Origin of the sequence: Rhizobium sp. TRM95796, from assembly GCF_025779995.1 — a bacterium.
Taxonomy (GTDB): domain Bacteria; phylum Pseudomonadota; class Alphaproteobacteria; order Rhizobiales; family Rhizobiaceae; genus Rhizobium_E.
Map to the genome: position 1 here is coordinate 47,425 of NZ_JAOXHE010000012.1, position 12,605 is coordinate 60,029.

Sequence of the window (12,605 nt, forward strand, 5' to 3'; positions counted from 1 at the left end):
AAGGGCCAAAGGCCCAGGTTGCTAACGGTCGCGCTTATGCACGGCGCATGCGACAGGATCAAGAAGATTTGGCGTGCTGGATCAGGTCCCAGAGATTGCCGAAGGCATCGCGGAAAACGGCGACGGTCCCGTAGGGTTCGTGACGCGGCTCCTCGAGGAACGTCACGCCGCGGCCGAGATAGAGCGCGTGATCTCTCGCGAAGTCGTCGGTCGACAGGAAGAAGCTGACGCGGCCGCCGGTCTGGGCGCCGATGGCCGCCTGCTGATCCGCTCCATCGGCCTGGGCGAGCAGCAGGCCCGCGCCCTCGCTCTTATCGGGCCGCACCACGACCCAGCGCTTGCCGTCGCCGAGCGGCTGATCCTCGGAAAGTTCGAAATCCAGCGTGTCGCGATAATAGGCGATGGCCGCGTCGTAATCGGGAACGACGAGCGTGGCGAGAAACAGGCTGCGCATCACTCCTCCGGGGCTGTGGGCGGCGGGGTCGCTGCGCCGCGCTTGATGTTGCGCCTGAGCATGCCGAGGCTGGCGCCGCCGATGGCGAAGGCGACGGCGAAATAGACGACCATGGCGACGCCGATCAGCGCGAGCACGGCGCCGACCTGTTCGAACAGTCCGCTTTCGGCGCGGATATAGGGGGCTGCGTAGCGCGAGGCGTATTCCACCGCTGCGGCCATGATAAGCGCGGCGATGACGAGTCTCACGACGCGCCAGGCCATGGCCGGCTCGATTTCGAGATGGCCGCGTCGCCACAGCGTGATCCCCAGCAACAGGGTCGAGATCCAGCCCGAGGCGACCTCGGCGGTGGCGATGCCGCGTTCGGCGATGAAGGGAAAGAGCGAGACGGCGAGCGCGCAGTTGACGCCGACGGCAATCATGGTGAAGCGCATCGGCGTCTTGGTGTCCTCGCGGGCGAAGAAGCCTGGATTGAGGCCTTTGATCATCACGAAGCCGGGCAGGCCGAGGCCGTAGATCGCCAAAATCGACGCGACGGTGGCGGTCATCGAGGGATTGAAGGCGCCGTGTTCATAGACGACGCGGATGATCTCATCGGACAGGACCCAGATTCCGGCGGCGGCCGGAAGGGTGAGGAAGAGCACGAATTCCAGCGACCGGTTCTGGATGGTGGACGCTTCCCGGAGATGGCCGGCGCGCAAGGCGCGCGACAATTCCGGCAGCAGCACCACGCCGACGGCGACGCCGACGACGCCGAGCGGCAGTTGGTAGATGCGATCGGCATATTGCAGCGCCGCGATGGCGCCGTCCTTGGTGGAGGCGATCATCTGGCCGATGAGCTGGTTGATCTGGGTGATGCCGCCGGTCACCGCCGCCGGCAGGGCCAGCACCAGCAGCCGTTTGACGTTCGGCGTCATGCGCGGCCAGCGGAAGGTGATCGACATGCCGGCATGCAACACGCCGAGATAGAGCACCGCCATCTGCAGCAGGCCTGCGCCGAGCACGCCCCAGGACAGATACCAGGCGGTGGCGAGCGGATCGGCGCCGGTCCAGAGCCCGTAGCCGAGCGCGCCGATCATCATGACGTTCAAGAAGACGGGCGCGATGGCGGCGGCGAAATAGTGATGCAGCGAATTGAGCATGCCCGACAGCATCGCCGTCAGCGACATGCACATCAGATAGGGAAACATCACGATCGCCAGCTTGACTGTGACGTCGTATTTCTCCGTTCCGGGATCGAAGCCGGGCGCAATGACGGTGCGCACGATCAGCGGCATGGCGAGCTCCATCACGATGGTGATGAGAAGCAGCACGGTGAACAGGACGCCGAAGACTTCTTCGGAGAAGCGCTTGGCGGCCTCCTTGCCGCCGCCCTCGATTTCCTTGGCGAAAAGCGGCACAAAGGCGGCGTTGAACGCGCCTTCGGCGAACAGACGCCGGAAGAGATTGGGAAAGCGGAAGGCGGCGTAGAAAGCGTCGGCCATCGGCCCCGTGCCCAACGCCGCCGCCATCATGGTTTCGCGGGCGAAACCCATGAAGCGGCTGCCGAGGGTGGCCCCGCCCACAGTCATGAATTTCTTGACGAGGCTCATGCGCTTGGGGCCGGTTTGCGGACGCCCTTGGGCTGAAGCGGCGTCACGACGCCGGGGGCGACGCGGGATGCGCCGTCCTCCCCTTCAGGCATGACGGATTTCAGCCGGGCGGCGATCAGCGCCTGGCGGTTTTCGGTGGTAATCTTTTCGCCGGTCAGGTCGGTGACATAGAAGGTGTCGATGACCTTCTCCCCGAAGGTGGTGATGCGGGCGGACGCAATGTCGAGCGAGAGGTCGGCCAGCATCGAAGTGATGTCCGAGAGCAGGCCGGGCCGGTCGAGGCATTCGATCTCGATGACCGAAAAGCGGTTCGACAGGCTGTTGGAGATCGTCACCGAGGGCACGATGGTGAAGGTCTTGTCGCGCTTCTTGCCTTTGGTGCGCGCGGCGATCACCTCCGGCAGACGGCGCTTGCCGGAGAGCACATCCTCGATCATCCGGGTGATGGTGGTGGCGCGGCGCAGCTCGTCCTCGTCGTCCTTGAACTGACGGCTGACATGGATCGTGTCGAGCGCGCGGCCGAAGGCGGTGGTGAAGATCTGGGCGTTGACGATATTGGCGCCGGCCGCTGCGCAGGCGCCGGCGATGATCGCGAGCAGGCGCGGATGGTCGGGCGCAAAGACGGTAATTTCGGTGATGGCGTGGAAGGCGTCGGTGCGGGCCATGGTTGCCAGCGCCCGGCCGTCCTTGTCGACGTCACGGATGAAGCCGGTGTGACGCACCTGGTCTTCGAGCGGCACCGACAGGAGATAGGGCGCGTAATGCATGCGGACATAAGCCTTGCGCTCGCTTTCCGGCCAGTCCGACAGCGCATACGCGAGCTTGTCGCGCGCATTCTGAACGCGCTCGGTGCGGGTGACTTCGGAGAAACCGCCGGCCAAGACCAGTTCGGTCTCGTAATAGAGGATGCGGAGCAACTGACCCTTCCAGCCGTTCCAGACGCCGGGGCCGACGGCGCGGATATCGGAGACGGTGAGGATCAGCAGCATTTTCAGCCGCTCGAGCGACTGCATGCGCATGGAAAAATCGTTGATCGTCTTCCAGTCGTTGAGATCGCGCGTCTGGGCGACCATCGACATGGTCAGATGTTCCTGGATCAACCAGGCGACCATCTCGGTCTGCTTGGGAGACAGGCCGAGACGCGGGCAGAGCTTGCGGGCGACCTTGGCGCCGGCGATGGAATGGTCTTCGGGACGCCCCTTGGCGATATCGTGCAGGAGGGTTGCGACATAGAGGGTCTCGCGATCCTCGATCGTCTTGATGAGCTGCGAGGCGAGCGGATGCTCTTCCTTGCCCTCGCCTTTCTCGATCTTCGAGAGCACGCCGACGGTGCGGATGAGATGCTCGTCGACCGTATAGTGATGATACATCGAAAACTGCATCATCGAGACGATCTTGCCGAATTCCGGAATGAAGCGGCCGAGAACGCCGGCCTCGTTCATCCGCTGCAGCACGAGCTGCGGATCGCGCCGCGTGGTCAGGGCCGACAGAAACAGCCGGTTGGCCTCGGCATTGCCGCGCAGATCATCGTCGATCAGGCCGAGCGAACGGGTGATGCTCTTCAGCGCATTGGGATGCAGCTCCAGCCCATGCAGATCCGCGACATGGAAGAAGCGGATCAGGTTGACCGGATCCTTCTTGAACACATCGGGGGCGGCGACATCGAGCCGGCCGCGATCCTCGACGAAATCGGCGGCGCCGGGGATCTTGCGGCGCCGATTGGCGAAGCGGCTGATCACGTTGGCGATTCCCGGCTGTTCCTTGGCCTGCTGGTCTTCAAGCGCCGCGCAGAGAATGCGGGTCAGATCGCCGGTGTCCTTGGCGATCAGGAAGTAGTGCTTCATGAAGCGCTCGACGGCCGACAGGCCGGGACGCGACTGGTAGCCGAGCGCTGCGGCCACCTCCGGCTGGAGATCGAAGGACAGACGGTCTTCGGCCTTACTGGTGATGAAATGCATGTGGCAGCGCACCGCCCAGAGGAAATCCTCAGCTTTCTGGAACAGCGCGTATTCGGATTTCGACAGAACGCCGAGGCGGACGAGATCGGCGGTGTCGCGCACCCGGTAGAAATATTTGGCGATCCAGAACAGCGTGTGCAGATCGCGGATGCCGCCCTTGCCTTCCTTGACGTTCGGCTCGACCAGATAGCGGGTGTTGCCGGATTTGATGTGGCGGTCGTCGCGCTCGGCGAGCTTTGCGGCGACGAATTCCGGGCCGGTGTTCTTGACGATCTCGCCGTCGAAACGCGCCTCGAGCTCCTGCGCCAGCGCGCGGGCGCCGCAGATATAGCGGGTCTCAAGAATGGCGGTGCGGATGGTCATGTCGCTGCGCGACAATTTCAGGCATTCTTCGATAGTGCGGGTGGCGTGGCCGACCTTCTGGCCCATGTCCCAGAGCAGATAGAGAATGAACTCGACCGCCTTGTGGCCCGTCTCGGTCTGCTTTCCGGGCAGCAGGAAGAGGAGATCGATATCTGAGCCGGGCGCGAGCGTGGCGCGGCCGTAGCCGCCGACGGCGGTGACGCAGAAATTGCCGCTGCCGGGATAGGCGTGGCGGGTGGCGTAATCGAAAGCGGCGGCGACGATCTGGTCTTCGAGCCAGGAGATGCGCCGGGCGCAGGCCATGCCCAGGCCTTCCGTCTTGAAGATCTCCCGCACCTTGGCGCGGCCTTCGGCATTCACCGTCCTGAAGAATGTCAGGAGCGCCGCGCGGGCCTGCTCCGGCTTACCCCTTTGCTCTGTCGCGATGGCCTCCAGGGATCGCTGAAATTCCAGCGTGTCCAGGATTTCGGGATAGTCGGCGTCGGGCGATGGGGCCACGGCCTTCTTATGCTGCATCGGGGAAACCTCGTCGGTCATGCGGTCGGATGCGCCGAGTGCGGGCCTATAGCGCGGCGCCCGGTTGAAATACAGGAAATTCTTTTCGCCTGCATTAACGCCGCCAATGCGTCGAAAATCCGATGGTAGAGAATAATCAGTTCATTCCGATTTGGAATGAACTCATGCTGAAACAGCGATATTCAGGATGTTGTCGAAGCGGTAAGACCAGAGGTCTAGAGCGTTTCTCTAGAGAACAGAGGCAGCCATGCTCAACGATCCCCGCTCACACGGTCTATGGGAAAAGACTGCGCCTTCGCCTGCCCCGACGCCCGCACTGTCTGGCGACGCCCAGGCCGATGTCGTCATCGTCGGCGGCGGCTTCACCGGCCTATCGGCGGCGCTGCATCTCGCCCAACGCGGGACGTCGGTGATCGTGCTCGAAGCGCGCGAGCCGGGCTATGGCGGCGCGGGCCGCAATGTCGGACTGATCAATGCCGGCATGTGGGTGATGCCCGACGACCTGCCGGGCGTTCTCGGCGATCTGCATGGCGAGCGACTGCTGGACCTGCTGGGCAACGGCCCGCGGCTGGTGATGGAACTGATCGACAAGCATGCCATCGCCTGCGAATTGGAGCGGCAGGGCACGCTGCATTGCGCCGTGGGCGACGAAGGTTTCAAAGAGATCGAGGCGCGCTGCGAACAATGGGCGCGGCGCGGGGCGCCGGTGAGCCTGCTCTCGGCCGAGGAAACCGCCCGCCGCATCGGCACATCCGCCTATCGCGGCGCGCTTCTGGACATGCGCGCCGGCACGCTGCAGCCGCTCGCTTATGTGCGCGGCCTCGCCCGGGCCTCTCTGGCCGCTGGCGCAAGGCTTTGCGGCGACAGCCCGGTCACTTCCACCGAACGCCAGGGATCGCGCTGGAAAGTCTCGACCGCGCAAGGATCGGTCACCGCCGACTGGATCATCGTCGCCACCGACGCCTATAGCACCGGCCCCTGGGAGCAGGTGCGCTATGAGCAGATCCATCTGCCCTATTTCAATCTCGCCACGGCGCCGCTCTCGCCGGTGCTCCTCAAAGAGATCCTACCCAACCGCGAGGGATGCTGGGACACCAAGGAAATCCTCTCCTCCTTCCGCATGGACCGGGCGGGACGCATGGTGTTCGGCAGCGTCGGCGCGCTGCGCAATGGCGGCCAGACCGTGCACAAGAACTGGGCGCGCCGGGCGCTCGCCAAGCTCTTCCCGCAACTGGGCGAGGTGGAGTTCGAAAGCGAATGGTATGGCCAGATCGGCATGACCGACAACGCCCTGCCCCGCTTCCACCGGTTCGCAGACAATGTCGTGGGTTTTTCCGGTTACAATGGCCGCGGCATTGCGCCCGGCACGGTGTTCGGCAAAGTGCTCTCGCAACTGATTCTCGGCGACATGACGGAACAGGATCTGCCGCTGCCGGTCACCGATCCGCGCGCGCCGAGCCTTCGCCCGATCAAGGAAGCCTGGTATGAGGCGGGCGCCCAGGTGGCGCATTTCGCCGAACACCGTCTCTGATACACATTCAACGCCCTCCAACCTTCGGAAGACGATCATGACCCTTTCCACTCTCGACCTCGCCAGCGAAACCGCCCAGCTGATGGCGTCGCTCGGCGTTCCCGCGTCGCGGCTTACCGGCGGCTCGCTCAACGTTTTTTCGCCGGTGACCGGCAAGCAGATCGCCGCCGTCGCCGAAGACGATGCGGCCGCGACCGAAGCCGCCATTGATCGCGCGCATGCCGCCTTCCTCGCCTGGCGCGTCATACCTGCCCCCAAGCGCGGCGAACTGGTGCGCCTGCTCGGCGAAGAACTGCGCGCCCACAAGGATGCGCTCGGCCGCCTCGTGTCGATCGAAGTCGGCAAGATCACCTCGGAAGGCCTCGGCGAAGTGCAGGAAATGATCGACATCTGCGATTTCGCCGTCGGTCTCTCCCGCCAGCTCTACGGCCTGACCATCGCCACCGAACGCGGCGACCATCGCATGATGGAAACCTGGCATCCGCTGGGGGTCACCGGCATCATCTCGGCCTTCAACTTCCCGGTCGCCGTCTGGTCGTGGAATGCGGCGCTGGCGCTGGTCTGCGGCAATTCCATCCTGTGGAAGCCGTCGGAAAAGACGCCGCTGACGGCGATCGCCACCCACGCCATTCTCGATCGCGCCATCGCCCGCTATGTCGAGGCCGGTTATGTCGCGCCCGAGGGCTTGTCGCAGCTCTTGATCGGCGGCCGCGCCATCGGCGAGGCGCTGGTCGACAACAGGAAGGTGGCGCTGGTCTCCGCCACCGGCTCGACCGCGATGGGGCGTCAGGTGGGTCCGCGCGTCGCCGCCCGCTTCGGCCGCTCGATCCTGGAGCTCGGCGGCAACAACGCCGCGATCATCTGCCCTTCGGCCGATCTCGATCTCGCTCTGCGCGGCATCGCCTTCGCCGCCATGGGCACGGCCGGCCAGCGCTGCACCACTCTGCGCCGCCTCTTCGTGCATGACAGCGTCTATGACGCGCTGGTGCCGCGTCTGATCAAGGCCTATGGTTCGGTGCAGATCGGCAATCCGCTCGAAACAGGCACGCTGATCGGCCCGCTGATCGACGCCCGCGCCTACCAGGCCATGCAGTCCTCGCTCGACGCGGCGAAAGCCAATGGCGGAACCGTGCATGGCGGCGGCCGCGTGCTCGAAGCCGAAGGCGACAACGCCTATTATGTCCGCCCGGCATTGGTGGAAATGCCGTCGCAATGCGGCCCGGTGGAGCACGAGACCTTCGCGCCGATCCTCTATGTGATGAAGTATTCGGATTTCGACGCGACGCTCGAGCTGCACAACGCCGTACCGCAGGGCCTGTCTTCGTCGATCTTCACCAACGACCTGCGCGAGGCTGAAGCGTTTCTCTCGGCCCGAGGCTCGGATTGCGGCATCGCAAACGTCAATATCGGCCCCTCCGGCGCGGAAATCGGCGGCGCGTTCGGCGGCGAAAAGGAAACCGGCGGCGGCCGTGAATCCGGTTCGGATTCGTGGAAGGCCTATATGCGGCGGGCCACCAACACCATCAATTACGGCCGCACCCTGCCGCTCGCCCAGGGCGTGAAGTTCGACGTCGAATAAGACCTATGGAACGCGAGTAAGAAAAAACCCTTTTCGGCCGCGCCGGAAAGGGTTTTTTTCCATGGGGCGATTGGCAGAAGGATCAGGCGCGCTTGGCGGCCGGCAGCAGTTCCTCGCCGAGCGTGGCGATCCTGTGCATGGCGATCTTCAGATCCTCATCCGGAACGGTCAGCGACAGACGCAGGAAATTGCGCGCCTGCTCGCCGAAGGAGTTGCCGGGCATGACCGCGACATGCTTGTCCTTCAAGAGCTTCCAGGCGAAATCCTCGCCCGACAGGCCGGTCGCGGAGACGTCGAGCAGGATGAACATGCCGCCTTCGGGCATCAGCGGCGCGATGGCGTTGGAGCCTTCCAGCGCCTCGCGGGCGATATTGGCGCGACGCCAGTAATTGTCGCGCATCACGGCGGCGGTGTCGAAATCCTGGCTGAGCGCCATGGCCGTCATGTCGGAAATGAACGGTTGGACGCCGAACAGCATGGTTTCGGACACCGGCAGCAGCCGCTCGCAGAATTCCGCCGGACCGATGGCCCAGCCGGAGCGGAAGCCCGGCGCGGCATGCGACTTCGAAATCGAGGAGACGACGATCACCCGGTCGGCAAGCGCGGGATCATCGAAGGGCGAGGCGAAGGCCTTGTCGAAGATCAGCTCTTCATAGACTTCATCGCAGACGATCCAGAGATCATGCTTGCGGCAGACCTCGCCGATCTCGGCGACTTCGCGGGGGCTGAGCACCGCGCCCGAGGGATTGTGCGGATTGTTGAGCAGCAGCACGCGGGTGTTGGGCGTGATCGCTTTTTCGAGATCGGCGGCCTGGAGATGGAAGCGCTGTTCGGCGCGGAGCGGCACCGTGGCGAGACGCGCGCCGGTGGAGGCGACGACGCCTTCATAGGTGGCGTAAAGCGGATCGCCTGTCAGCACGACATCGCCTTTTTCGACGAGGCCGAGCATGACGGTGAACAGCGCCGTCTGCGTGCCGGGGAAGCAGAGGACATTGGCAGAGGTCACATCGTCGCGGCGCTTGCGATATTTCTCAACCAGCGACGCCACCACGGCGGGTTCGCCGCGGCCGTTCGAGTAGCGGGTCCGGCCGGCATACATGGCGCGGGCGCATTCATCGAGCAGCGCGCGATCGGTCGAGACGTCGGGCTCGCCGATGGTCAGTTGGATCACGTCGACACCGTCATGCGCCATCTGCCGGGCGGCGATGTGTAGCGCCCATTTGCCGGAGCCGAGCCCGTCGAGCCTTTCGGTGATGGAGGCGTAGCGCATGATGTCAGTCCTTTTTGAGAAAATGCGGATCTTCGATGGGCAAGGTCAGCCCGGTAAGGCGCTCGACGGCGAGGAGCGCGATGCGGCCGAGTTCGCCCTCGGCAAACATGTCGGCGGCCATGCAGCCTTCGAGCCAGAGCCCGTCGATGACGCCGTTTATGGCGATGGCCTGGGCGCGGCGATCCTCAGGGGTCGAGGCCTTGCCGGCGGCCTCCATGGCGTCCTTGACCAGGCTTTCGATCGTTTCGCGATAAGAGATGTAGCCCTCGCGATGGATGCCGGCCAGAGCCGGATCCACGCCGGTCTGGGCGATGAAGGTGGCCCAGAGCGCCAGCATGCGCTGGTCTATGACAGGCGGCTTGAAATTGGCGAGCACGAAGACAGAGAGACGCGCGAGCGGATCGCCCTGATGTTCGTCGGCCGAGCGCTGGGCGGTGTCGAACATGGTGACGACCACTTCGCGATAGGCGGCCTGGAAAAGATTGTCCTTGCCGGCGAAATAGTGCCGGATGAGGCCGGCGGTCACCCCGGCCCGATCGGCGATCTGGCGCACTGTCGCGCCCTGCAGGCCGAAATCGACGATACAGTCGAGCGTGGCGGCGACCAGAGCCTGCCGCCGCGCATCCTCGCTTTCATGATGAAAGCTGCGCCGCGTCATCTCAGTCCCTTCTCAGGATCGGCCGGGTGAGGCAGGTCGGGCCGCCTTCGCAGGCGATGCAGAGGGCATCGGCTTCAAAGGTCTGGACCTCGCAGCCGGCGGCTTCCATGGCCGCCTTGGTCTTGGGGAAGCCGTCGATCATGATCACCTTGTAGGGCGAGGTCGGCAGGACGTTGAGATTGAGGCCGTTGCTGTCGGCGAATTCCTCCGGCGGCGCGACGATCATCCGGATGCCGCGCTCCTTGAGCAGCAGATAAAAGCTGGCCGGCAGAAGCGGCGCATGCACGAGCGCCAGATCTTCGGCCAGCGGCGAGATCACGCTCATCAGATGCAGGCAGGCCTCTTCGCCCTGCCAGAGCGGCAGGTCGAAGCCCAAAACGGTGACGCCAAGCGGCGCGAGAATCGCCTGAAGCTGATCGATGCCGGCCTGATTGGAGCGCACGCCGCGGCCGATGCAGAGCGTCTTCTTGTCGAGCCAGACGCAGTCGCCGCTTTCCACCGTGCCCGGCGCTTCGAGACGGCCGAGAATGGGGATACCGGCGGCGCGATAGGCGGCTTCATGCAGATCCGCCTCCCGGCGGCGCAGCGGCTTGCCCATGCGAAGGATCACCGCGCCCTGTTCGGTGACGAAAGACGGGTCCTGGGTGAACATCGAATCGGCGAGGCCGTCGCCTTCGTCTTCCAGCCAGAGGATTTCGGCGCCGGAGCGTTCGACCAGCCGCGCGAAAGCCTGATATTGCTCGATCGCCTTGGGCGCATCGAAAGTGGGGCCGTAATGCCATTCCTGCGGATCCGCAGCGAGAAGACTCTTGCCCGGGCGTCGCATCAGAACGCGGGCGAGAGGGGTGGACATCGCCTGGGAACCATAGGCGCTCATGGAAAACTCCGAGATGGGGGACGTAAGCGGAATTGCTGCCCTGCAAGATAAATGGATTATACACTTGAATAATTGCAAAACAAGTGATTTACTTTTTCGAAAGGCCGGGCGGAGGCCAGTGACCGCACCGGCGAATGATAAGACTGGGGAACAAGAACATCACGAATGGGCGGTTGCACGCCCATGTTTGGCGGTATTCATGACAGAGACGGCGAAAGCCATCGAGGTTCACGATCTACACAAGAAATTCGGGCCGCTCGAAGTGCTCAAGGGTGTTTCGATCTCCGCTCAGCAGGGCGATGTGATCGCCATCATCGGCGGCAGCGGCTCCGGCAAATCGACCTTCCTGCGCTGCATCAACATGCTGGAATTGCCGAGTGCCGGCTCGATCCGTATCCACGGCGAGGAAATCGCGCTGAAACGCGACGGACAGGGAAATCTGCAGCCCGCCAATCGCAAGCAGGTGCAGCGGATACGCTCGCGGCTCGCCATGGTGTTCCAGAGCTTCAATCTCTGGCAGCATATGACGGTTCTGCAGAACGTCATCGAAGTGCCCGTGCAAGTGCTCGGCCTCAAGCGCGACGAGGCGATCGCCAAGGCCGAGGCTATTCTGAAGCGGGTTGGCCTGTTCGAAAAACGCGACATCTATCCGGCTTTCATGTCGGGCGGCCAACAGCAGCGCGCGGCGATCGCCCGTGCGCTGGCCGTCGATCCGCTCGCCCTCCTGTTCGACGAACCGACCTCGGCGCTGGATCCGGAACTGGTGGGCGAAGTGCTCAGCGTCATCGGCGACCTGGCCAAGGAAAATCGCACCATGCTGCTCGTCACGCATGAGATGAATTTCGCCCGCAACGTGGCGAACCATGTCGTCTTCCTTCACAACGGGCTCATCGAGGAGCAGGGCCCGCCGGATCAGGTCTTCGGCGCGCCGAAATCGGACCGCCTCCGGAAATTCATCAGTTCCATCCATTGATCAACCAAAAACAGGGGAACCTCATGATCAAGGCATTGAAAACCGCAGCGCTGGCGCTCGCGGTGGTACTGGGCGGCGCAGCCGTCGCTTCGGCGGAAAGCGTCAAGATCGGCTTCATCACCGAACCCTATCCGCCCTTCACCTCGATGGACGCTTCCGGCAAGTTCGTCGGTTGGGAAGTCGAGCTTCAGGAAGCCGTCTGCAAGCAAGCCAAGCTCGATTGCGTCATCACGCCGGTCTCCTGGGACGGCATCATCCCGGCGCTGACCTCCAAGAAGATCGATGTGATCATCGCCTCGATGTCGATCACCGGCGAACGCCTGAAGACCATCGACTTCACCGACAAATATTACAACACGCCCACCGGCGTCATCGGTCGCAAGGAAGACAGCTTCAAGCCGACCGCCGAAGGCCTTTCGGGCAAGATCATCGGCGTGCAGGTCTCGACCGTGCATGCGGACTATGTAAAGAAGCACTTCGCCTCGACCGCCGCCGAAATCAAGGAATACCAGACCCAGGACGAAGCCAACCAGGATCTCGCCGCCGGCCGCGTCGACGCCGTCCAGGCCGACGCCATCGCGCTCGACGCCTTCCTGAAATCCGAAGCCGGCGCCGCCTGCTGCGACTACAAGGGCGACGTTGCCGCCGACCTCGAAATCCTCGGCCCCGGCGTCGGCATGGGCGTCCGCAAGGAAGACACGGCGCTCAAGGACAAGCTGAACGCCGCCATCAAGGCGATCCGCGCCGACGGCACATACGAGACCTTCTCCAAGAAGTATTTCGACTTCAACATCTACGGCGATTGATCGTCATCGGCGCGACGGCTGACCGTCG

The 12,605-nt window shown here is 63.9% G+C and carries 10 protein-coding genes; 4 read left to right on the forward strand and 6 right to left on the reverse strand.

Annotated elements, in window-relative coordinates; genetic code table 11:
- Positions 1-58: 58 nt before the first annotated feature.
- Genes OCK01_RS22240 through OCK01_RS22250 form a run of 3 tightly spaced genes read right to left on the reverse strand, consistent with a single transcriptional unit; the run spans position 59 to position 4,883 of the window.
- Positions 59-457 carry a VOC family protein gene (locus OCK01_RS22240; RefSeq protein WP_263825873.1) on the reverse strand — a complete coding sequence of 133 codons (399 nt, stop codon included), beginning with the start codon at positions 455-457 and terminating at the stop codon, positions 59-61.
- A complete protein-coding gene (gene murJ / locus OCK01_RS22245) occupies positions 454-2,046 on the reverse strand; it encodes a murein biosynthesis integral membrane protein MurJ (RefSeq protein WP_263825874.1) in 1,593 nt (530 codons plus the stop codon). Before murJ ends, OCK01_RS22240 begins: the two co-directional genes overlap by 4 nt.
- Positions 2,043-4,883 (reverse strand): [protein-PII] uridylyltransferase, encoded by a 2,841-nt coding sequence (locus OCK01_RS22250; protein WP_412179057.1) that lies wholly within the window; start codon positions 4,881-4,883, stop codon positions 2,043-2,045. The genes murJ and OCK01_RS22250 overlap by 4 nt, the downstream gene beginning before the upstream one ends.
- A 247-nt stretch (positions 4,884-5,130) precedes the next feature.
- Here OCK01_RS22250 and OCK01_RS22255 point away from each other — a divergent pair, with 247 nt between their 5' ends.
- Both OCK01_RS22255 and OCK01_RS22260 read left to right on the forward strand, forming a co-directional pair.
- A complete protein-coding gene (locus OCK01_RS22255) occupies positions 5,131-6,414 on the forward strand; it encodes an NAD(P)/FAD-dependent oxidoreductase (protein WP_263825876.1) in 1,284 nt (427 codons plus the stop codon).
- A 37-nt stretch (positions 6,415-6,451) separates the two neighbouring features.
- On the forward strand, positions 6,452-7,993 hold the full coding sequence (locus OCK01_RS22260) for an aldehyde dehydrogenase family protein (RefSeq protein WP_263825877.1): 1,542 nt from the start codon (positions 6,452-6,454) through the stop codon (positions 7,991-7,993).
- Positions 7,994-8,075: 82 nt separating this feature from the next.
- Here the strand turns inward: OCK01_RS22260 and OCK01_RS22265 are convergent, their stop codons facing one another.
- The 3 genes from OCK01_RS22265 to OCK01_RS22275 are packed head-to-tail and all read right to left on the reverse strand — an operon-like array spanning position 8,076 to position 10,798.
- Positions 8,076-9,263 carry a pyridoxal phosphate-dependent aminotransferase gene (locus tag OCK01_RS22265; protein WP_263825878.1) on the reverse strand — a complete coding sequence of 396 codons (1,188 nt, stop codon included), beginning with the start codon at positions 9,261-9,263 and terminating at the stop codon, positions 8,076-8,078.
- Positions 9,264-9,267: 4 nt separating this feature from the next.
- A complete protein-coding gene (locus OCK01_RS22270) occupies positions 9,268-9,921 on the reverse strand; it encodes a TetR family transcriptional regulator C-terminal domain-containing protein (RefSeq protein WP_263825879.1) in 654 nt (217 codons plus the stop codon).
- A gap of 1 nt (position 9,922) precedes the next feature.
- Positions 9,923-10,798 (reverse strand): dimethylarginine dimethylaminohydrolase family protein, encoded by an 876-nt coding sequence (locus tag OCK01_RS22275; RefSeq protein WP_263825880.1) that lies wholly within the window; start codon positions 10,796-10,798, stop codon positions 9,923-9,925.
- Between the two features lie 199 nt (positions 10,799-10,997).
- On the opposite strand from OCK01_RS22275, the gene OCK01_RS22280 reads away from it, so the two are divergent.
- Positions 10,998-11,771 carry an ABC transporter ATP-binding protein gene (locus tag OCK01_RS22280; protein WP_182829346.1) on the forward strand — a complete coding sequence of 258 codons (774 nt, stop codon included), beginning with the start codon at positions 10,998-11,000 and terminating at the stop codon, positions 11,769-11,771.
- Between the two features lie 23 nt (positions 11,772-11,794).
- Positions 11,795-12,577 (forward strand): transporter substrate-binding domain-containing protein, encoded by a 783-nt coding sequence (locus tag OCK01_RS22285; RefSeq protein WP_263825881.1) that lies wholly within the window; start codon positions 11,795-11,797, stop codon positions 12,575-12,577.
- The last annotated feature ends 28 nt before the right edge of the window (positions 12,578-12,605 follow it).